The 20,302-nt window shown below is 75.4% G+C and carries 21 protein-coding genes; 13 read left to right on the top strand and 8 right to left on the bottom strand.

The features are described 5' to 3' along the window. Positions 1-88: 88 nt before the first annotated feature. From ACZ6AQ_RS17125 to ACZ6AQ_RS17115, 3 genes are read left to right on the top strand one after another with little or no spacing between them, the layout of a single operon-like run. The gene (locus ACZ6AQ_RS17125) at positions 89-1,312 is read left to right on the top strand and encodes a cobalamin biosynthesis protein CobG (RefSeq protein WP_468760727.1); all 1,224 of its coding nucleotides are present in this window, start codon (positions 89-91) and stop codon (positions 1,310-1,312) included. After that, complete coding sequence (locus ACZ6AQ_RS17120; RefSeq protein WP_468760513.1) at positions 1,309-1,962, top strand: precorrin-8X methylmutase; 654 nt, start codon at positions 1,309-1,311, stop codon at positions 1,960-1,962. The genes ACZ6AQ_RS17125 and ACZ6AQ_RS17120 overlap by 4 nt, the downstream gene beginning before the upstream one ends. Next, entirely contained in the window at positions 1,959-3,455 is a 1,497-nt protein-coding gene (locus tag ACZ6AQ_RS17115) for a precorrin-2 C(20)-methyltransferase (protein ID WP_468760512.1), read from the top strand. Before ACZ6AQ_RS17120 ends, ACZ6AQ_RS17115 begins: the two co-directional genes overlap by 4 nt. Here the strand turns inward: ACZ6AQ_RS17115 and ACZ6AQ_RS17110 are convergent. Beyond that, positions 3,427-4,182: a cobalt-precorrin-6A reductase gene (locus ACZ6AQ_RS17110; protein ID WP_468760511.1), complete on the bottom strand. Its 756-nt coding sequence runs from the start codon at positions 4,180-4,182 to the stop codon at positions 3,427-3,429. The genes ACZ6AQ_RS17115 and ACZ6AQ_RS17110 overlap by 29 nt on opposite strands. Positions 4,183-4,194: 12 nt before the next feature. On the opposite strand from ACZ6AQ_RS17110, the gene ACZ6AQ_RS17105 reads away from it, so the two are divergent. After that, the gene (locus ACZ6AQ_RS17105; protein ID WP_468760510.1) at positions 4,195-5,319 is read left to right on the top strand and encodes a cobalt-precorrin-5B (C(1))-methyltransferase; all 1,125 of its coding nucleotides are present in this window, start codon (positions 4,195-4,197) and stop codon (positions 5,317-5,319) included. Between the two features lie 14 nt (positions 5,320-5,333). Here the strand turns inward: ACZ6AQ_RS17105 and ACZ6AQ_RS17100 are convergent, their stop codons facing one another. Continuing rightward, entirely contained in the window at positions 5,334-5,747 is a 414-nt protein-coding gene (locus ACZ6AQ_RS17100; protein ID WP_388694892.1) for a PIN domain-containing protein, read from the bottom strand. Continuing rightward, the gene (locus ACZ6AQ_RS17095; RefSeq protein WP_468760509.1) at positions 5,744-6,022 is read right to left on the bottom strand and encodes a CopG family transcriptional regulator; all 279 of its coding nucleotides are present in this window, start codon (positions 6,020-6,022) and stop codon (positions 5,744-5,746) included. The genes ACZ6AQ_RS17100 and ACZ6AQ_RS17095 overlap by 4 nt, the downstream gene beginning before the upstream one ends. A gap of 119 nt (positions 6,023-6,141) precedes the next feature. Between ACZ6AQ_RS17095 and ACZ6AQ_RS17090 the strand changes: the two genes are divergently transcribed. After that, positions 6,142-6,216: a 50S ribosomal protein bL37 gene (locus ACZ6AQ_RS17090; protein WP_372460710.1), complete on the top strand. Its 75-nt coding sequence runs from the start codon at positions 6,142-6,144 to the stop codon at positions 6,214-6,216. A gap of 64 nt (positions 6,217-6,280) precedes the next feature. On the opposite strand, the gene cobM is transcribed toward ACZ6AQ_RS17090, so the two are convergent. Genes cobM through ACZ6AQ_RS17075 form a run of 3 tightly spaced genes read right to left on the bottom strand, consistent with a single transcriptional unit; the run spans position 6,281 to position 8,474 of the window. Then, entirely contained in the window at positions 6,281-7,030 is a 750-nt protein-coding gene (cobM, locus tag ACZ6AQ_RS17085; protein WP_468760508.1) for a precorrin-4 C(11)-methyltransferase, read from the bottom strand. Further along, on the bottom strand, positions 7,027-8,250 hold the full coding sequence (cbiE, locus tag ACZ6AQ_RS17080; protein WP_468760507.1) for a precorrin-6y C5,15-methyltransferase (decarboxylating) subunit CbiE: 1,224 nt from the start codon (positions 8,248-8,250) through the stop codon (positions 7,027-7,029). Before cbiE ends, cobM begins: the two co-directional genes overlap by 4 nt. Positions 8,251-8,261: 11 nt before the next feature. Then, complete coding sequence (locus ACZ6AQ_RS17075; protein WP_468760506.1) at positions 8,262-8,474, bottom strand: DUF6126 family protein; 213 nt, start codon at positions 8,472-8,474, stop codon at positions 8,262-8,264. A 238-nt stretch (positions 8,475-8,712) separates the two neighbouring features. Here ACZ6AQ_RS17075 and ACZ6AQ_RS17070 point away from each other — a divergent pair, with 238 nt between their 5' ends. The 5 genes from ACZ6AQ_RS17070 to ACZ6AQ_RS17050 all read left to right on the top strand — a co-directional run bounded on the left by ACZ6AQ_RS17070 (position 8,713) and on the right by ACZ6AQ_RS17050 (position 12,516). After that, positions 8,713-9,792 (top strand): LLM class flavin-dependent oxidoreductase, encoded by a 1,080-nt coding sequence (locus ACZ6AQ_RS17070; RefSeq protein ID WP_468760726.1) that lies wholly within the window; start codon positions 8,713-8,715, stop codon positions 9,790-9,792. Between the two features lie 4 nt (positions 9,793-9,796). Continuing rightward, a complete protein-coding gene (locus tag ACZ6AQ_RS17065) occupies positions 9,797-10,420 on the top strand; it encodes an FMN reductase (RefSeq protein ID WP_468760505.1) in 624 nt (207 codons plus the stop codon). 263 nt (positions 10,421-10,683) lie between these two features. Further along, complete coding sequence (locus ACZ6AQ_RS17060; RefSeq protein WP_468760504.1) at positions 10,684-11,160, top strand: DUF7144 family membrane protein; 477 nt, start codon at positions 10,684-10,686, stop codon at positions 11,158-11,160. Positions 11,161-11,241: 81 nt separating this feature from the next. Continuing rightward, on the top strand, positions 11,242-12,261 hold the full coding sequence (locus tag ACZ6AQ_RS17055; RefSeq protein ID WP_468760503.1) for an endonuclease/exonuclease/phosphatase family protein: 1,020 nt from the start codon (positions 11,242-11,244) through the stop codon (positions 12,259-12,261). 18 nt (positions 12,262-12,279) lie between these two features. Then, entirely contained in the window at positions 12,280-12,516 is a 237-nt protein-coding gene (locus tag ACZ6AQ_RS17050; protein WP_388694915.1) for a DUF2630 family protein, read from the top strand. 178 nt (positions 12,517-12,694) lie between these two features. Here the strand turns inward: ACZ6AQ_RS17050 and ACZ6AQ_RS17045 are convergent, their stop codons facing one another. Continuing rightward, the gene (locus tag ACZ6AQ_RS17045; RefSeq protein WP_468760502.1) at positions 12,695-13,102 is read right to left on the bottom strand and encodes a hypothetical protein; all 408 of its coding nucleotides are present in this window, start codon (positions 13,100-13,102) and stop codon (positions 12,695-12,697) included. Positions 13,103-13,206: 104 nt separating this feature from the next. On the opposite strand from ACZ6AQ_RS17045, the gene ACZ6AQ_RS17040 reads away from it, so the two are divergent. From ACZ6AQ_RS17040 to ACZ6AQ_RS17030, 3 genes are all read left to right on the top strand, one after another. Further along, positions 13,207-15,165: an FUSC family protein gene (locus tag ACZ6AQ_RS17040; RefSeq protein ID WP_468760501.1), complete on the top strand. Its 1,959-nt coding sequence runs from the start codon at positions 13,207-13,209 to the stop codon at positions 15,163-15,165. Positions 15,166-15,359: 194 nt separating this feature from the next. Beyond that, complete coding sequence (locus tag ACZ6AQ_RS17035) at positions 15,360-16,844, top strand: APC family permease (protein WP_468760500.1); 1,485 nt, start codon at positions 15,360-15,362, stop codon at positions 16,842-16,844. A 187-nt stretch (positions 16,845-17,031) separates the two neighbouring features. Then, the gene (locus ACZ6AQ_RS17030) at positions 17,032-18,021 is read left to right on the top strand and encodes a hypothetical protein (protein ID WP_468760499.1); all 990 of its coding nucleotides are present in this window, start codon (positions 17,032-17,034) and stop codon (positions 18,019-18,021) included. Positions 18,022-18,056: 35 nt separating this feature from the next. Here ACZ6AQ_RS17030 and ACZ6AQ_RS17025 read toward each other — a convergent pair whose 3' ends face one another. After that, positions 18,057-20,117 carry a PhoX family protein gene (locus ACZ6AQ_RS17025; RefSeq protein WP_468760498.1) on the bottom strand — a complete coding sequence of 687 codons (2,061 nt, stop codon included), beginning with the start codon at positions 20,115-20,117 and terminating at the stop codon, positions 18,057-18,059. Between the last annotated feature and the right edge of the window lie 185 nt (positions 20,118-20,302).

Here is a 20,302-nt window from a genome sequence, read left to right as displayed (position 1 = left end):
CGAACCCGGAAGGCACCTCCGCACGCGCCCGCCGGGCGCCCGGGAGTCAGGCTGATCACACCCGGTCGGCAGCCGGTTCCCCGTGGGTATGCTCGCCGCCATGCCGCCCACCCCGTCCCCGACGCCCGACCCCGGCGCTCCCCGCGTACGGGACCGGGGCGACGCCTGTCCCGGGGCGCTGCGCCTGCACTCCGCCGACGACGGCCTCCTGGCCCGACTGCGGCTGCCCGGAGGCCGCCTGACGCCCCGTCAGGCAGAGGTCCTGGCAGACGCGGCGGAGACCCTGGGCGACGGGCGGATCAGCGTCACCTCGCGCGGCAACGCGGAGCTGCGCGGCCTGGCGGAGGGCTGCGGGGCGGAGCTGGCGCCGCTCCTGACGGAGGCGGGCCTGCTGCCCTCCCCCACCCACGAACGCGTCCGCAACATCGTGGCCTCCCCGGCCGCCGGACTCGACGGACTCGGCCACGCCGACGTGCAGTTGTGGGCCCGCGCGCTGGACGAACGGCTCTGCGCCGCGCCCTGGGCGGCGGCGCTCTCGGGCCGCTTCCTCTTCGTCCTCGACGACGGCCGGGGCGACGTCACCGGCCTCGGCGGCGATGTGACCTTGGTCGCAGCGGCCCCGGACGCCGCGCTCCTGCGCCTCGGCGGCCGCACCGTCCGCGTCGCCGCCGCCGACGCCCCGCGCGCCGCGCTCGCCGCCGCCCGCGCCTTCCTGTCCGCCGCCCGCGAGGCCGGTACGGGCGCCTGGCGCGTCCGCGAACTGCCGGAGGGGCACGACGTGGACGTGCGGGAAGCGCTCGCGCGGGCCGGGATCGCGGCGGAGGACGGACGGGAGCCGGTCCCGCCCCGTGCGGCGCCCCCCGCCCCCGGCCCCCTCGGCGCCTCCGCCCTCCACGTCCTCGCCCCCCTCGGCCGCCTCACCGCCGCCCAGCTGCGGGCCCTGCTGCCCGCCGGCGAGGTGCGGCTCACGCCCTGGCGCGGGGCCGTCGTCACCGGGACGGACCCCGGACGGCTGCCCGCCCTGGAGGCGCACGGCCTGATCACCCGGCCCGGCTCCCCCTGGGCCGGCGTCAGCGCCTGCACCGGACGGCCCGGCTGCGCCAAGTCGCTCGCGGACGTCCGGACGGACGCCGTGCCGGGCTCCCCCGGCCTGCCCGTCCACTACTCCGGGTGCGAGCGGCGCTGCGGCCGTCCGCACGGCGACTGGATCGACGTCCTCGCCGTCCCCGGCGGCGGCTATCTGGTGAACGGCGCCCCCACCCCCCGCACCTCCCTGCCCGAAGCCGTGGCCACGGCCCGTACGACGAGATGAGCGAGAGCAACAGGATGTTCGACTACGAGAAGGACGGGACGGAGATCTACCGCCGGTCCTTTGCCACGATCCGCGCCGAGGCGGACCTCACGGGCCTGCCCGCCGATGTCGCCCAGGTGGCGGTCCGGATGATCCACGCCTGCGGCATGACCGACCTCGTCCGGGACATCGCGTACTCGCCGGGCGTCGTCGCGAGCGCCCGCGCCGCGCTCCGGGCGGGCGCGCCGGTCCTCTGCGACGCGCAGATGGTCGCCAGCGGCGTCACCCGCAAGCGGCTGCCCGCCGGCAACGACGTGGTCTGCACGCTCTCCGACCCGGCCGTGCCGGGCCTCGCCGCCGAGCTGGGCACCACCCGTTCCGCCGCCGCCCTGGAGCTGTGGCGGGACCGTCTCGAAGGCTCCGTCGTCGCCATCGGCAACGCCCCCACCGCCCTCTTCCACCTCCTGGAGATGGTCGCGAAGGGCGCGGGGAAGCCCGCCGCCGTCCTCGGCATACCGGTCGGCTTCATCGGCGCCGCCGAGTCCAAGGACGCCCTCGCCGCCAACACCCTCGGCCTCGACCACCTCGTCGTCCGGGGCCGGCGCGGCGGCAGCGCCATGACGGCCGCCGCGATCAACGCCCTCGCGCACGAAGCGGAGATCCAGCAGTGACCGGGAACACCGTCGGCAAGCTGTACGGCGTGGGCCTCGGCCCCGGCGATCCGGACCTCCTCACCCTCGCCGCCGTGAAGGCCATCGCCGAGGCCGACGTGGTCGCGTACCACTCGGCCCGCCACGGCCGCTCCATCGCCCGCTCGATCGCCGCCCCGCACCTGCGCGAGGACCACGTCGAGGAGCGGCTGGTGTACCCGCTCACGGTGGAGACCACGGACCACCCCGGCGGCTACCGGGGCGCCCTGAACGACTTCTACGAGGAGGCGGCGGCCCGCCTCGCCGCCCACCTGGACGCGGGCCGCACCGTCGCGGTCCTCGCCGAGGGCGACCCGCTCTTCTACGGCTCGTACCAGCACATGCACAAGCGGCTCGCGCACCGCTACGACACGACCGTCGTCCCGGGCGTCACCTCGGTGAGCGCCGCCGCCGCCCGGCTCGGGGAGCCGCTGTGCGAGGCGGAGGAGGTCCTGACGATCGTTCCCGGCACGCTCCCGGAGGACGAGCTGACGGCCCGGCTCGCGGGCACCGACTCGGCGGTCGTCATGAAGCTCGGCCGCACCTTCCCCACCGTGCGGCGGGCCCTGGAGCGGGCGGGCCGCCTGGAGGACGCGCGGTACGTGGAGCGGGCGTTCATGGCGGGCGAGCGGACGGAGCGCCTGGCGGAGGTGGACCCGGAGTCCGTCCCGTACTTCTCGGTCGCCGTGCTGCCCTCCCGCATCGACCAGGAGCCCCCCGTACGGGACCGGGGCGAGGTCGTCGTCGTCGGCACCGGTCCGGCGGGCGCGCCCTGGCTGACCCCGGAGTCGCGCGGGGCGCTGCTCAACGCGGACGACCTGGTCGGCTACACCACCTACCTGGACCGGGTGCCGGTCCTGCGCCCCGGGCAGCGGCGGCACGGCTCCGACAACAAGGTGGAGTCGGAGCGCGCCGAGTTCGCCCTCGACCTGGCCCGGCGCGGGCACCGGGTCGCGGTCGTCTCGGGCGGCGACCCGGGCGTCTTCGCGATGGCGACGGCGGTCCTGGAGGTGGCGTCGGAGCCGGAGTACGCGGACGTTCCCGTACGGGTCCTCCCGGGGGTGACCGCCGCCAACGCGGCCGCCGCCGCCGCGGGCGCCCCGCTCGGCCACGACTACGCGACGATCTCGCTCTCCGACCGGCTCAAGCCCTGGGACGTCATCGCGGACCGGCTGCGCGCGGCGGCCGGGGCGGACCTGGTCATCGCCCTGTACAACCCGGGCTCGAAGTCCCGCACCCACCAGGTGGCGGCCGCCCGCGACCTGCTCCTGGAGCTCCGCTCCCCCGACACCCCGGTGGTCGTCGCACGCGACGTGGGCGGCCCGGAGCAGTCGGTGCGGGTGCTGACCCTGAAGTCCCTCGACCCCTCCGAGATCGACATGCGCACCCTGCTCCTGATCGGCTCCTCGCAGACGCGGACGGCGGAACGCGCGGACGGCCGCGTGATCACGTGGACGCCGCGCCGGTACGGCTGAGCCGGCCCTCCAGCACCAGGGCGGCGGCCTCCCCGGGGGTCGTCGCCACCGGTACGCCCTCCGGGACCGGGGGGCGGCGCACGACGACGACCGGGACGCCGGCCTCGCGGGCGGCGGTGAGCTTCGGGGCGGTGGCCGCGCCGCCGCTGTCCTTGGTGACCAGGACGTCGATCCGGTGGCGGCGCAGCAGGCCGCGTTCGCCGTCGAGGGTGAAGGGGCCCCGGTCGAGGAGGATGTCGGCGCGGGCCGGCACCGGTCCGTCCGGGGGGTCCACCGAGCGGACGAGGAACCACTCCGGGCGCGCGGCGAAGGCGGCGAGGCCCATGCGGCCGGTGGTGAGGAAGACGCGGTCGCCGAGGGCGTCGAGGGCGGCGGCGGCCTCCGCCAGGGAGCCCACGTCACGCCAGTCGTCGCCCTCCTCGGGGACCCAGCCGGGACGGCGCAGCGCGAGCAGGGGAACATGGGTGGAGGCGGCCGCACGGGCCGCGTGGAAGCTGATCCGCTCGGCGAAGGGATGGGTGGCGTCGATGACCGCGTCCACCGCGTGCTCCCGCAGCCACGCCGCGAGTCCCTCGGCGCCGCCGAAGCCGCCGATCCGGACCTCGCCCTCGGGCAGCCGGGGCCGGGCGACCCGGCCCGCGAGCGAGCTGGTGACCCGGACGCGGGGGTGGAGCAGTCCCGCGAGGGCGCGGGCCTCGGTGGTCCCGCCGAGAACGAGTACGTGCACAGGAGCCCCTTCGTGAGTTCAGGCGGCGGGCGCGAGGCCCAACTCAAGCACACCGGCCTGCGGCCGGGGTGGACGACCGGTGCCTGCGCGACGGCGGCGACGACCGCCGCGTACACGGCCCTGCTGACCGGGGACTTCCCGGACCCGGTGACGATCGCGCTGCCGAAGGGGCGGACGCCGTCGTTCGCGCTCACGGCCGAGTCCCTGGGTGCCGGTACGGCCATGGCGGCCGTGACCAAGGACGCGGGCGACGACCCGGACGTCACGCACGGCGCCGTGATCCGCTCGACGGTACGGCTCCTTCCGCCGGGTTCCGGCGTCGTCTTCCGGGCGGGCGAGGGCGTCGGCACGGTCACCCTCCCCGGGCTGCCCCTCGACGTGGGCGAACCGGCGATCAACCCGGTGCCCCGGCAGCTGATGCGCGAGCACGTGGCGCGGGTCGCCGCCGCGCACGGCGGCACGGGCGACGTCGAGATCACGCTCTCCGTCGACGACGGCGCCGAGATCGCCCGCTCCACCTGGAACCCCCGGATCGGCATCCTCGGCGGCCTGTCGATCCTGGGCACGACCGGGGTCGTCGTCCCGTACTCCTGCTCGGCCTGGATCGACTCGATCCGGCGGGGCGTGGACGTGGCCCGCGCGGGCGGCCTCACGCACGTCGCCGGCTGCACCGGCTCGACCTCGGAGCGGACGGTGACGGACCTGTACGGCCTGCCGGAGATCGCCCTGCTCGACATGGGCGACTTCGCGGGCGCGGTCCTGAAGTACGTCCGCCGCCACCCGGTGGACCGGCTGACGGTCTGCGGCGGCTTCGCGAAGCTCTCCAAGCTCGCGGCCGGCCACCTGGACCTGCACTCGGCCCGTTCCCAGGTCGACAAGGGCTTCCTGGCGGACCTGGCCCGTACGGGCGGCGCGTCCGAGGCCCTGGCGGCGGAGATCGCCACCGCGAACACGGGCCTGGCCGCCCTCCGCCTCTGCGAGGCCGCCGCCGTCCCCCTGGGCGACCTGGTGGCCGTCCGCGCCCGCGACGAGGCCCTGGCGGTCCTGCGGGGCGCCCCGGTCGCGGTGGACGTGGTCTGCGTCGACCGGGCGGGGACGGTGGTGGGGCGGTCGCCGGTGCGGGGGGCGGGGGCGTAGGGCGGGCCGGTCCGTCAGACCTTGACGACGACGATCCGGTCCGGAACCAGCTTCTCCAGGTCGTCCACGTCCGACGTGAAGACCGTGACGTCGCCCGCCTGCTCCCGGGCGACGACGGCGAGGACGGCGTCGATGGCGTACTTGTGCCCGTGCAGTCCGGTGTCGGCCAGGAGGCGGCGGGCCCGGCGGGCCTCGTCCCTGCCGATGTCCGCGACCCGGACGCGGGACAGCACCCAGTCCCAGCGCTGCTCGGTCGTCCTGCCGTCGTACGCCTCGACGAGGGTCAGGGGGGAGGTGATCACATCGGCCTCCCCACGGGCGGCCAGGTCGAGGCGGGCGATCATCACGCGGTCTCCCCGGACCGCGAGCGAGAGCGCCTCACTGTCCAGGACGAAGACCCGGGGCCGCCGGTCCGTCCGCTTCGTCACGCGGCCTCGCCCGTGCGCGCCTCCCGCGCCCGCCGACGGCGTTCGTGCTCGGCGTCGAGCTCGTCCAGCTCGGCGTGCGCGCCGGCCCGTTCGGCCACCGTGACCGGCCCGTGCTCCTCCTCCAGCCAGTCGACCAGTTCCCGCAGCCGGTCGCGGTCGCGACGCAGCCGCAGCGCCTCCGCGACGTACGCCGACAAGCCGTGCTCGGCCGCCTCGGCGCGGACCTCCTCCAAGAGGTCCTCCGGGATCGTCACCGTCACCTTCTTCGTGGCCATACTCACGACCATACTCTCCGTACGGGGCGCCGTACCGGCTTTCGGCCCACGTGCGACTCCGGCCCCCCGCCCCTAGGCTTGCCGACGAACACCCGACCGATGAACCGAGAGGGAGTCTCATGTCGAAGCGCGGCAACAAGCGGCGGGCCCGGAAGAAGAAGGGCGCGAACCACGGCAAGCGGCCGAACACCTGAGCCCGGCCGTGGCGACGGAGGGGCCCCGGGGAATCTCCCCGGGGCCCCTCCGCGCGTGCGGGGCTCAGCAGGCGTGCCGGTCGCGCGCCGGGTCGTACAGGTGGCTGTCGCGGAACTCCGAGGCCGCGAGGGTGCGGCCCACGAGGATGACGGCGGTCTTCGTGATCCCGGCCGCCTTCGTCCGCTCCGCGATGTCGTCCAGGGTGCCGCGCAGGACCACCTCGTCGGGGCGGCTGGCCATCGCGACGACGGCGGCCGGGCAGTCGGCGCCGTAGTGGGGGACGAGTTCGGCGACGACCCGGTCCACGTACCGCGCGGCGAGGTGGAGGACGAGCAGGGCGCCGCTGCGGCCCAGGGTCGCCAGGTCCTCGCCCTCGGGCATCGGGGTGGCCTGCTGCGCGACGCGCGTGAGGACGACGGTCTGGCCGACCGTGGGGACGGTCAGCTCCCGCTTGAGCGCGGCGGCGGCCGCCGCGAAGGCCGGGACGCCCGGGACGACCTCGTACGGAATGCCGAGCGCGTCGAGGCGCCGCATCTGCTCCGCCATCGCGCTGAACACCGACGGGTCCCCGGAGTGCAGCCGGGCCACGTCCCGTCCGGTCTCGTGGGCGGCGGCGATCTCGGCGACGATCCCGTCCAGGTCCATCCGGGCCGTGTCCACGAGCCGGGCGTCCGGCGGGCACTCGGCGAGCAGGTCGACGGGGACGAGGGAGCCGGCGTAGAGGCAGACCCCGCACCGCGCCAGGGTCCGCGCGCCGCGCACGGTGATGAGGTCGGCCGCGCCGGGGCCCGCGCCGATGAAGTAGACGGTCATGCTTCCTCTTCCTTGGTGACGGACCACTGCGTGACCGGCATCGCCTGACGCCAGCCGGTGAAGCCGCCGACGGGGACGGCGGTGGCGACGGCGAGGCGGACCAGCTCCCCGCCGTGGCGGCGGTGGGCTTCGGCGAGCAGCGCCTCGGACTCCAGCGTGACGGTGTTGGCGACGAGCCGTCCGCCGGGGGGCAGCGCGTCCCAGCAGGCCGCGAGCAGGCCGGGGGCGGTCAGGCCGCCGCCGACGAAGACCGCGTCCGGGGTGGGGAGGCCGGCCAGTCCCTCCGGCGCCGGGGCGGTGACGACCTCCAGGCCGGGGACGCCGAGGGCGTCGGCGTTGCGGGCGATGCGGGCGGCCCGTCCGGGGCTCTTCTCGATCGCGACGGCGCGGCAGGAGCGGTGGGTCCGCATCCACTCGATGCCGATGGAACCGGAGCCGCCGCCGACGTCCCAGAGGAGTTCGCCGGGGGCGGGGGCGAGGGCGGCGAGGGTGGCGGCGCGCACGTACCGCTTGGTGAGCTGCCCGTCGTGCTCGTACGCCTCGTCCGGGAGGCCGGGCACGGCGCCGAGCCGCAGGGCGCCCGGGTCGCGCACGCAGTCGAGCGCGAGGACGTGGAGGGCGTCGGTCCGCTCGTACGGCCAGTCGGCGGCGGTCGCGTCGAGGAGCCGTTCGCGGGGCCCGCCGAGCTGTTCCAGGACCCGGACGCGGGTGCCGCCCCAGCCGGTGTCGCGGAGGTACGCGGCCACGTCGGCGGGGGTGCCGGGGCCCTCGCCGAGGACGAGGACCCGCCGGCCGGGGTGGAGGACGGCGGCGAGGGCGGCGAGCGGCCGGGCCACCAGGGACACCGTCTCGGTCCGCTCCAGGGGCCAGCCGAGCCGGGCGCAGGCGTACGAGACGGAGGACGGGTGCGGGTGGATCCGGAGCCGGTCGGCGCCGACGGTCTCCGCGAGGGTGCGGCCGATGCCGTGGAAGGAGGGGTCGCCGCTGGCCAGGACGGCGATCGCGCGGCCCTCGTGGGCGGCGATCAGGCCGGGGACGGCGGGACGGAGGGGGGAGGGCCAGGCGATCCGCTCGCCGGGGCAGTCGCCGGCGGGCAGCAGGCCGAGCTGGCGGGGGGCGCCGAGCAGGACCTCGGCGGAGCGCAGGACGCGGCGGGAGGACTCGGGGAGCCCGTCCCAGCCGTCCGCGCCGATTCCGACGACCGATATCGCACCGTTCACGCCGCCGAACTCTACGGGAGGCCCCGGCTCCCCTCCTCGTGGCCGTGCTCACGTCCGGGAGGACGGGCCGTCCGTCCCTTCGCCCACTTCCGGGCGCGCTGCCCGACGGAGAAGAGGATCCGGACGGAGCCGGCGAAGGCGTGCGTGGCGAAGACGTACACGAAGACGCGGAGCATCACGCCGCGCTCTTTCCAGCGCTCGGTGTCGGTCACGGGGGCGGTCATGCCCTCCGGCGTACGGGCGGGGGCGGGCACGGGAGCCGGGAGCGGACACGGACGCGGGCGGGCGCGGACGTAGGCGGGCGCGGGGCCGGAACGGCGGAACGGCGGGGCGGCGGGGCAGAACAGCGGGGGGGTGGAACAGCGTGGGGGCGGAATAGCCGGGGCGGTCGCACCGTTGGACGAGATGGTTTAAGGTTCAACCAACACGCGGAAACGCGAGGCAACGCGAGAGGTGAGCACGATGCAGTTCGGGATCTTCACCGTCGGTGACGTGACGACCGACCCCACCACCGGCCGCACCCCCACCGAGCACGAGCGGATCAAGAACACCGTCGCCATCGCGCTCAAGGCCGAGGAGGTCGGCCTGGACGTCTTCGCGACCGGCGAGCACCACAACCCGCCGTTCGTCCCGTCGTCCCCCACCACCCTCCTCGGGCACATCGCCGCCCGCACGGAGAACCTGCTCCTGTCCACGTCCACGACCCTGATCACCACCAACGACCCGGTGAAGATCGCCGAGGACTACGCGACCCTCCAGCACCTCGCGGACGGACGCGTGGACCTGATGACGGGACGCGGCAACACCGGCCCGGTCTACCCGTGGTTCGGCCAGGACATCCGGCAGGGCATCCCGCTCGCCATCGAGAACTACGCGCTCCTCCACAAGCTGTGGAGGGAGGACGTGGTCGACTGGGAGGGCACGTTCCGCACCGCCCTCCAGGGCTTCACCTCCACCCCGCGCCCGCTCGACGGCGTCCCGCCCTTCGTCTGGCACGGCTCCATCCGCTCCCCCGAGATCGCGGAGCAGGCCGCCTACTACGGCGACGGGTTCTTCGCGAACCACATCTTCTGGCCCAGGCAGCACACCGAGAAGATGGTCCGGCTCTACCGGCAGCGGTACGCGCACTACGGCCACGGCACCCCCGAGCAGGCGATCGTCGGCCTCGGCGGCCAGGTCTTCGTGAGGAAGAACTCGCAGGACGCGGTACGGGAGTTCCGCCCGTACTTCGACAACGCCCCGGTCTACGGACACGGCCCCTCCCTGGAGGAGTTCAGCCGCGAGACCCCGCTGACCGTCGGCTCCCCGCAGGAGGTCATCGAGCGGACCCTGTCCTTCCGCGAGTACGCGGGCGACTACCAGCGCCAGCTGTTCCTGGTCGACCACGCGGGCCTGCCCCTGAAGACCGTCCTGGAACAGCTCGACATCCTCGGCGAGGAGGTCGTCCCGGTGCTGCGCAAGGAGTTCGAGAGCCTGCGCCCGGCCGGCGTCCCCGCCACCGCCCCGCTCCACCCCGCCGTCCTCGCCACCAAGGAGGTCTGACACCGTGCGGACGCTGAAACTGGTCGCGGTCTCCGCCGGCCTCGGCTCCCCCTCCTCCACCCGGCTGCTCGCCGACCGCCTCCTCCGGGCGGCCCGGTACCGGCTGGCCGAGCGGGAGTACGCGGTCGACGTCCAGGTCGTCGAACTGCGCGACCTGGCCGTCGACATCGCCAAGAACCTCGTCACCGGCTTCCCCTCCGCCGCGCTCCGGGAAGCGATCGACACGGTGACCGGCGCGGACGGCGTCGTCGCGGTCACGCCGGTCTTCACCGCCTCGTACAGCGGCCTGTTCAAGTCGTTCTTCGACCTGGTCGACCCGGCCGCGCTGACCGGCACCCCGGTCCTGATCGGCGCGACCGGCGGCACCGCCCGCCACTCGCTCGTCCTGGACCACGCGCTGCGCCCCCTCTTCGCCTACCTGCGGGCCCACACCGTCCCCACCGCCGTCTACGCGGCCTCGGAGGACTGGGGCTCGGGCGGCGACGCCCACACGGACGGGCTGCCGGCCCGGATCACCCGGGCCGGGCACGAACTGGCGGACGCGGTGGCGGCCCGGCCGGTCCGGGAGGCGGACGAGGACGAGGTCGTGCCGTTCGAGGAGCAGCTGGCCGGCCTGCGGCTCGGCTGACCGCCCCGGTCCGGCCGCCGCGTCGACCGGACCGGCCGCCCTCGCGGCGCCCGGTGACGAGGATGCCCGACCTTCCCGTACGGGGAAGGTCGAGGTCCGCGGCCACGCCTCCGGCCCCGGCGTGCGGCGGCCCCGGACGCGCTCCCGGACCGGGCCGCGCCCGTACCCGGGGACGGACCCGCGGACGGCTCTCCCCGTTCACCGTTCACCCGTACGGCCCGCCTGGAGGTTCGCGGACGGGCGGGTGCTCCCACGATGGGGTCATGAGCCAGAACGACGACGGAGCCACGGGCCGGAACACCGCCCCGCCCCGTACACAGAGCACCGACCCGTCCCGCAAGCGGAGCACCGCCGGGGCCTGGGCCTCCGGCGGCACCCTCTTCGCCGGCGTCCTCATGCTGGTCATCGGCTTCATGGACGTCTTCCAGGGCATCGCCGGGATCGCCGAGGACGACGTCTACACCCGCGTGGGCGACTACGTCTTCAAGTTCGACCTCACCACGTGGGGCTGGATCCACCTGATCCTGGGCGTGATCCTGCTCGTCGCCGGTTACGGCATCCTGAAGGGCGCCGAGTGGGGCCGGGTCACGGGCATCGTGCTCGCCTCCCTGAACATCCTGTTCCACTTCCTCTTCCTGCCCTACCAGCCGTGGTGGTCGCTCTTCTCCATGGCCGTGTCGATCTTCGTGATCTGGGCCCTGGCGACGGACGACGCGTACGGACCCGACGAGCGGTACTGAGGACCGGCGCGCCTCCGGGGCCCCACCGGCTCCCGGGTACGGCGGGGCGGGGACGGGACGGGCCCTGCGACACTGGCGGGCGTGGCCCCCGACCCCGCCTCCTCCGCACCCCCCGGAACCGCCACGGCGGACGCGGCCCCGCCGCCCCTCCGCCCGAGGCGCCGCCTCCTCGCCGGGGCCGCCGGAGCGCTCCTCGCCGTGCCCGCGACCGTCGCCGGCTGCCGCCTGCTCGGCACGGACGCGGTCACGCCCGTGCCGCAGCTGCTCTCGTTCCTGCCCTGGCTCACCGTCCCGGCCGGGCTCGGACTGCTCCTCGCGGCCGCCGCCCGCCGCCGCGCCCTCTCCTTCGCCGCCGCCGTCGTCCTCGCCGCCACCGGCTGGAGCACCCTCCCCCCGCGGGCGGGGGCCGCCGACGGCCACGGGGCGCTCCTCGCCCGGGTCCGCGTCCTGGCCGCCAACGTCGAGTTCGGTCAGGCCACGGAGGCGCTGATCGGCGCGGTCGGACGCGAACGGCCCCAGCTCGTGTACGTCTCCGAGTGCGACCGCGCCTGCGGGCGCGCCCTCACCACGGCCTTCGCCGCCGAACTGCCCCACCACGTCTCCGTCGAGGCGGACGGCTCGGCGGGCTCCGTCCTGCTGAGCGCCTTCCCGCTGCGCGACCGGTGGACGATCCCGGCGACGATGGGCATGCCGGGGGCCACCGCCGAGATCGGCGGGCGTCCGGTGCGCCTCCAGCTCGCCCACCCGATGCCACCGCTGCCGGGCCAGGTGGACGTGTGGAAGCGGGAGCTGGGCCGGATCGCGGACTTCGCCGCCGGGTCCCGGGAGCCGGTCCTGATCGCGGGCGACTTCAACGCCTCCCAGGACCACGCGGCCTTCCGCGCGATCCTCGACGCGGGCGGCCTCCACGACGCGGCCCGGCAGGCCGGGAGGAGCCGCGCCCCCACCTGGCCGCTGGAGGGCCCCCTCCCCCCGTACGTGCAGATCGACCACGTCCTGACCGGCCCCGGCTTCGTCCCGGCGGGCTTCCGCCTCCTGGACCTCGCGGGCAGCGACCACCGGGCCGTGCTCGCCGATCTCGACCTGCGGGAAGGGCGCTGATCGGCCACGCTGGAAGGCATGGACAACGAGGAGATCCTGGACGACATCGGCGCCCTCGTGGAGGAGGAGCGCGCGCTGCGGCAGCGCGGGGACGGCCTCACGCCCGGGGAGCGGGCCCGCCTGACCGAGGTGGAGATCCGCCTCGACCAGTGCTGGGACCTGCTGCGCCGGCGCCGCGCGAAGGCGGAGTTCGGCGAGGACCCGGACACGGAGACGATCCGCCCGGCGGCCGAGGTGGAGTCCTACCGCAACTGAGCCGGGGCCGCGCGACCGGCGCGGTCCGGTGCGGCCCGGTGCGGCCCGGTGCGGCCCGGTGCGGCCCGGGACCGGTCGGCGCCGGACCGCGACCGGTGCGGCCCGGAACCGGCCGGCACCGGGCGGTACCGCCGGCCGCCCGCCCACCGGTGCCGTACGGGACGACCCGTCGGTGCCGTCAGAAGACGCGGGCGTAGATCCGGGCTCCGCTGTGGAACGACACGGTCAGCCCCGCCCGGCCGGCGGTGTCGGGCTGGGCGGACCACCGCTCGATCCCCGAGATCTCCGGGCTCCCGGCCCGCGCGAGGGCGGCGGCGAGCCACGCCTCCGGGGAGTCGTCCGCCCGGGGCTCCTCCCCGGGCGGCACCGGGTCGCCGGTGACGGGCTCGTCCAGGAACCCCTCGTGCTTGGCCCCTTCGGGCAGCAGCCCGGTGAACTGCCACCGGTGCTCGGCCGATCCCACCGTGACGACCACCCCGAAGGGGTGCTTCGTGTCGCCCGTCTCGGCGAGGGTCCGCGCTCCGCCGGCGGTCGGGGTGTCCTTCACGACGCCTACGACGAAATCGGTGAACCGCTGAGGACGCATGCGTGCTCGTTTCTTCTCGTGACGGCCCTCCATCTTAGGGCGCGTGCCGAAAAGCCCCGCCCGCCCGGCGGCGCCCCGGCGGGCCGGACAGTACGTTGGACGGCATGGCGCGTACCGAAGAAGCCGGGCGGCTCGTCCCGCCGGCCTGGCTGACCGCCGGGCTCAGGCCCGCGCCCGTGCCGGTCCCCCGGGCCGCCGTCCTCCGGGCCGGTGTCGCGATGGCCGCGCCGCTCGCCGCCGGACTGGCCGCCGACCGGCCCGCGTACGGGGCGCTGGTCTCCATGGGCGCCCTGTCCGGGGTCATCGGGGACACCGCCGACGCCTACCGGATGCGGGTCTTCAACATCGCCGTGCCGCAGCTCTTCGGGGCCCTCGGCGTCACCCTCGGCACCCTCGCCTTCGGGCACGGCTGGGTCGCCGTCGCCGTGCTCACCGGCGTCGCGCTCGTCTCCGGGATGATCTCCTCGATCGGCGCGGTCGCCTCCGTCTCCGGGCTGCTCCTGCTCCTCAACGCCGTCGTCGGCGCCGGGCTCCCCCTGCCCGACCCCTGGTGGACGGCGCCCGTCCTGCTCTCCCTGGGCGGGCTCGTCGTCCTCGTCCTCACCCTGCTCGGCTGGCCGGTGCGGCGGAGCGCGCCCGAACGGGACGCCGTCGCCGCCACCTACCGGGCGGTGGCCGACCTCTACGAGGCCGCAGGCACCTCCGCGTACGACGGGAGACGGCAGGCCGTCACCGACTCCCTGAACCACGCCTACGACCTGGTCCTGGCCCGGCGCGCCCGCCAGCACGGCCGCGCCTCGCCCCTGGTCGGGCTGCTCGCCCGGCTCAACGTCCTCGTCCCGCTCGTCGAGGCCGCGCCCGCCGCCCACTTCGGGGCCCGGCGGTCCGGCCCGCTGCCCGCCGCGGTCCCGGCGGCCGTGCGGGAGCTCGCGGACGCCGTCCAGGAGGGCCGCACCGGCGCCCCCGTCCCGGACCTGCCCGTCCCGGAGCGGCCCTCCGAGAAGGCCGTCGACCACGCCCTGCGGCACGCGGCGAACGTCGTCCACGAGCGGGAGCCGGACGCGTACGACGTGGACGACCGGCTCGGCCGGCCCGCCGCCCTCCGCGTCCGCGTGCGGCGCAACGCCCGCGCCGTCCTCCTCTCCGGCGCCTCCTGGCGGTACGGACTGCGGCTCGCGCTCTGCGTCGGCCTGGCGCAGGCGCTCGTGTCGCTGGTCCCCGTGCCCCGCTCCTACTGGGTCGCCCTCACCGTCACCTTCGTGATGAAGCCCGACTTCGGCTCGGTCTTCTCCCGGGCCGTGCTCCGCGCCGCCGGCACCGTGCTCGGCCTCGTCCTCGCCGCCCTCGTCCTGTCCGGAGTGCCCCGGGGCTGGTGGGACGTGCCCGTCCTGCTGGTGCTCGCCGCCCTGATCCCGGCGTTCTCCGCGAAGGGGTACGCCTTCCAGACGGCCGCCGTCACCCCCGTCATCCTGCTGCTCTCCGACGTCCTCAACCACCAGGGCTCCGCCCTCGTCCTGCCGCGCCTCTACGACTCGCTCATCGGCTGCGGGATCACGCTCGTCGCCGGTTACCTGCTCTGGCCCGAGTCCTGGCACACCCGGGTCGGGGCCCGGCTCGCGGACGCCGTCTCCGACACCGCCGCCTACGTGGACATGGCGTTCTCCGACACGGAACGGTCCGATCCGCACGCGCGGCTGCGGGCCCGCCGGACGCTCTACCGGGACCTGTCGACGGTCCGCTCCGAGTTCCAGCGGGCGCTGACCGAACCCCCGCCGACCGGCACCCGCGCCGCCGCCTGGTGGCCGCTGGTCGTCGCCGTCGAACGGATCGTGGACGCCACGACCGCCGCCCGCGTCCGGGTCGGCCACGGCGCCCCCGCCCCCGACCGGGCCGAAGTGGCCGCCGTGGCGGGGGAACTGCGCGAACTCGCCGAGGGGCTGCGGTCGAGCGACACCCTCGTGGAGGTCCGGACCGAACTGCCCGGCGACGAGAACGGAGTCCTGGAGCCGCTCCGCCAGGAGGTCCGGGCCGCGCGCGCCATCGCCGGACCCGACCTGCGCTGACCCCCTCCCGGAGGCGTACGCGGCGGTTCACCGGCGGTGACGGAACGGAATCCTTCCACCGCCGTCACCCCCTTCCGTCCCTCCGACTACGATGCGCCCATTCACGGTGATCCGCGCCCGCCGCCGCCGGTGTCGACCGGCCCGGCGGGCAGGCCACTTCGTCCTGCCTCGCCCCCGCGCCCCGAGGACCCGCCATGCGCACCACCACCAGCGGCAGAGGGCTCCAGCCCAATGTCCTCGGCACCTTCGACACGATCGTGATGGCCGTCGCCGGAAGCGCCCCCGCCTACTCGCTCGCCGCGACCACCGCCGTCCTCTTCGGCGCGGTCGGCTTCGGCGGTCCCGCGGCCCTGCTGTACTGCGCGATACCGATGCTCGGCATCGTCCTCGCGTACGCCCGGCTCGGCCGGATCGACGTCAACGCCGGTGCCGCGTACTCCTGGGTGGGCCGCACCCTGCACCCCTTCCTCGGGTTCCTCTCCGGCTGGGCGCTCGTCTTCTCCACCACCGTCTTCATGGTGGCCGGTTCGCTGCCCGCCGGGACCCTCACGCTCTCCCTGGTCGCCCCGGACCTCGCCGACAGCACCCCGCTCGCGGCGGCGGTCGGCGCCTGCTGGTTCCTGGCGATGCTGCTCGTCGTCCTGGGCGGCGCCCGGCTCACCGTGCGGGCCCAACTGGTCATGTCCGGGATCGAGATGCTGATCCTGGCCGGCTTCGTCCTCGCGGCCGTGGCGCACCGGGGCCGGGCCACCGCCTTCGACTGGTCGTGGTTCGGCCTCGGCCAGTTCCACGGGACGCAGGGCTTCGCCGCCGGGGCGCTGATCGCCGCGTTCTACTACTGGGGCTGGGACGTCACCGGCAACCTCAGCGAGGAGACCCGCGACAGCCGCCGGACCGCGGGCGTCTCCGCGCTCGTCGGCGTCGGCTTCGTCTTCGTCCTCTTCGAGGTCATCACCGTCACCGTCAACCTCCTCCTGACGGCGGAGGAGATCCGCGCCGCCGGGCCCAACGTCCTCGCCGTCGTCGGGCAGGAGGTGTGGCCCGGTATCGGCGGCAAACTGCTCGTCGGGGCCGTGCTCCTGTCGACCGTCGCCACCCTGGAGACCACGCTCATCCAGGTCACCCGCTCGCTCTTCGCGATGGGCCGCGACCGGACCCTGCCGGCCGCGCTCGGCACCGTGCACCGCCGCTGGAACACCCCCTGGGTCGCGATCGTCACGGTCGGCGGGGCGGCGCTGCTGCTGTTCGCCGCCGCGGCGGCGGCCGGTTCCGTCCAGCGCGTCCTCAGCGACGCGGTCGCCGCGATCGGCCTCCAGATCGCCTTCTACTACGGCCTCGCGGGCATCGCCGCCGTCGTCGCGTACAAGTCGGTCCTGTTCCGCTCCGTGCCCAACCTGGTCATCGGCGGCCTCTGGCCGCTGTTCGGTTCGGCGTTCATGCTCTGGGCCTTCGTCGCCTCGCTCGGCGAACTCTCCAGGACCGCCCTCGCCATCGGCCTCGGCGGCCTGCTCCTCGGCGTGGTCCCGCTGCTGGTCCACCGGCGGGCGGGCAGCGACTACTACCGCCGCCCGGCCCGCCTGGACGCCGCCCGCGCCCTCGTCGCCACCGAGGCCGCCGGCGCGCCCACGCCCGGCGCCCGCACGGGCGGTCGCGACAAGAACTACGCGACGGACTTCTGACCCCCGGCCCCACTCCCGGACGAGGGGGCCGGGCCCGCCCGCGCCGGGCGTGGAATACGCTGCGGCCACGTCCGGTCCCCGTTCCCGGCGCGGCGCGCCCGCTCCCGCCCCGCCCCGTCCGGCCCGGACCCGTGCTCCGTCGGTCCGCCCCGCGACTCCCGGCCGCCGCCCCCGAAGGAGGACCCCGATGGCCGTACTCCGCCGCTCCCGCCGCCCGGCGCGCCCGGAGCGCTTCGTGCCCGCCTTCGACCCGGACTGCGGGGACCGCGCGCTGACCGAGGCGCGCCACGACATCGTCATCGGCCGCTGGCAGGGCGTGCGGGACCTGCTCGCCGCGACCGGCGACGACTGGGCGCGCCGCACCCACCGCGTCCGGCTCCTGTCGCACGCCGTCGCCGGCGGCTGCGCCGTCGAGACCTGGCGGAGCGCCGAGCCGGGCAATCCGGACGCCGCCGTGCTGCGGGCCGCGACCGAGGTGGTGCGGGTCTTCGACGCGGCCATCGCGGCCGGCCGGGGCGCCCCCGTCGACCGGGGCCGGATCGACGCGGCCGTGGACGCCTGCCGGGACGCGGCCGAGGCGGCGCCCGCCGACCCGGTGCCGTGGGTGTCGCTCCTGTCGGTGGCCAGGCTGTACGAGGGCGGGGTGCCGCGCCGCGAACTGCGCCACTGGTTCGACGAGCTGCGCCGCCGCGACCCGTACAACACCGAGGGGCACATCCAGGTGCTGCGCTACTGGTCGGCGCGGTGGCACGGCACGCACGGCAGCATGTACGACTTCGCCCGCGACGCGGCGGGCGTGGCGCCGCCCGGCTCCCCGCTGCCGGTCCTGGTCCAGGTGGCCCGGGTCGAGGAGTACCGGTACGTCGCGGACGGGGCGCTCGGCCGGGGCCCGGTGCGCGGGTTCGACCAGCACTGGAAGCACGAGCTGGCCGTGACCGAGCTGCGCCGTACGCACGCGCGGTGGATCGGCGGCAGGGAGCCCGGAAGACCGGTGCCCCCGGAGGAGGTCGGGGACCTCAACTTCCTCGCGCACGCCGCCTGCTACGCGGGCCAGGTGGGGATCGCCAGGGAGCTGCTCGGCCTGCTGGGCCGGCGGGCGACCTGGGTGCCGTGGGCGTACACGGGCGACCCGGAGGAGCAGGTCGTACGGTTCCGGGAGGGCCTGGGGGCGGAGTGAGACCGCTCCGCCCCGGGCCCCGGAACCGCGCGGGATCAGACGCCGATGTCGCGGCCGTCCGTGCGCCAGACGGCGACGACCGACGGGCGGACGATCTTCCCGGGTCCGTCGGGCCAGGTGCTGGCCGGCTTCTCGACGGACGCCCCGTCGATCTCGCCCGGGTGCTGCACGGCGACGAGCACGCGCCGGTCCTGAACGAGCGGGCCGCAGGTCTCGGCGCCCTTCGGGACGGTCAGGAACTGCTTCAGCTCACCGCGCCGCTCGCCCCGCACCGCGACGCCGAACAGGCCGTCGTGGGAGCCGAGCTGGTTGCCGTCGGTGGAGATCCACAGGTTGCCGTGCGGGTCGAAGGCGACGTTGTCCGGGCAGGAGATCGGGGACACCTTCTCCTTGGGGAAGCCGGCGAAGTAGGTGGCCGGGTCGTCCGGGTCGCCCGCGACGAGGAAGAGACGCCAGGCGAAGCCGTCCGAGGACGGGTCGTCCCAGTGCTCGGCCAGCTCCAGGATCTGCCCGTGCTTGTTGAGGTTGCGCGGGTTGGCCTCGTCCGCGCCCGCCTTGCCGGCCTTGCCGCGGTCGGTGTTGTTGGTGAGCGCGACGTAGACGCGGCCGGTGCGGGGGGACGGCTCGACGTCCTCCGGGCGGTCCATCTTCGTCGCGCCGACCTTGTCGCCGGCGAGGCGGGTGAAGACGTACACCTCCTCGGCCGTCATGCCGGGCACGTGCGAGACGTTCCCGGTGGCGAGCGGGATCCACACGCCGGAGCCGTCGAACTCGCCGTCGTCCGGGAGCTTTCCGGTGCCGTCGACCTCGGCGGCCGGGGAGTCGCCGGTCAGCTTGGCGACGTACAGCGTGCCCTCGTCCAGGAGGGTCAGGTTGTGCTCGCGGGCGGCCCGTGAACTCCCCTTCATCATCCGCTTCGAGGAGACGAACTTGTAGAAGTAGTCGAAGCGCTCGTCGTCGCCCATGTAGACGACCGGACGGCCGTCGGCGGTGAGGCGGGGCTGCGCGGCCTCGTGCTTGAAGCGGCCGAGCGCGGTGCGCTTGCGGGGCGTGGAGCCGGGGTCGTACGGGTCGAGCTCCACCACCCAGCCGAAGCGGTGGACCTCGTGGGGCTCCTGCTTGAGGTCGAAGCGCTTGTCGAACCGCTCCCACTTGCGCTCGGTGGCGCCCGAACCGACGCCGTAGCGCTTGTCGGTGGCGGAGGAGCCGTTGGCGAAGTACTGGTTGAAGTTCTCCTCGCCGTGAAGGGTGGTGCCCCACGGGGTGGTGCCGCCGGCGCAGTTGTTGAGCGTGCCGAGGACCGTGCGGCCGGTCGGGTCGGCGGAGGTCTTGAGCAGGTCGCTGCCCGCGGCGGGGCCGGTGACCCGGAACTCGGTCGTGGTGTGCAGGCGCCGGTTGAGGTGGTGGCGGGGGACCGGGGTGAGCCGGCCGGTGCGGTGCTCCTCCTCGACCACGACGACCGACAGGCCGTGCGCGGCCCAGGCGATCTCGACCTGCTCGCGGGTCGGGTTCTGCGGGTCGTAGCCGCGGAACATCAGGACCTCGTCGGTGTACTCGTGGTTGGCGACGAGGACCTGCCGGCCGCGCTCGCCGGGCAGCGGCAGCAGGGAGAGGAAGTCGTTGTTGTAGCCGAACTGGCCGGCCTGGGCCTTCGCGGTCTGCTTCTCGGCGTCGAAGGCGGGGGCGCCGCGCAGGATGGGCTCGCCCCAGCGGATGACCACGTTCTGCGCGTAACCGGCGGGGACGGTGACCTTGTCGGCGGTGTTGGGCGCGACGGGGGTGAAGCGGAGGCCGCGGGCGCCGTCGGCCCTGCCGGGGACGTGACCGTGACCGTGGCCGGTGCCGTGGGCCTCGGCCGCGGGGGCCTCCCCGAGGACGACGGCGCCGCCGACGGCGGAGGCGACCGTCACGACGGCGGCGGCGCGGAGGGCGGAACGGCGGGAGAGCACACCGGCTATGAGGTCACCGGCGTACTCGTTGTCGCTGGTGTTGGGCACCTCGTGGAAGCAGGCGTCACCACAGCGGTACCGGCAGGTGAGAGCGGAACGGCCGCCTCCGTGCGGGTTCGTGCTCAGCAGCGGCAGCAGTTTGCGCACTTCGTCCTCCTCCGGCGCACCGTCTGCGCCGACATGGTGTCGGGATGGCTTCGGCGGTGACGCTAGGTGTGCGTCCGGGCCCGGGGACGGCCTCGGCGTGAACGCCGGATGAATGCGTGGCGTCCGGGGCGGCGGGGGGACCGCGACCGGGCCACGGAGGGGCCCGGGGACGGCCGCTAACCTTA

The organism is Streptomyces sp. NPDC041191 (genome assembly GCF_055591945.1).
The sequence above is the reverse complement of the archived record's forward strand: the minus strand, read 5'-3'. Positions and strand labels throughout refer to the sequence as shown.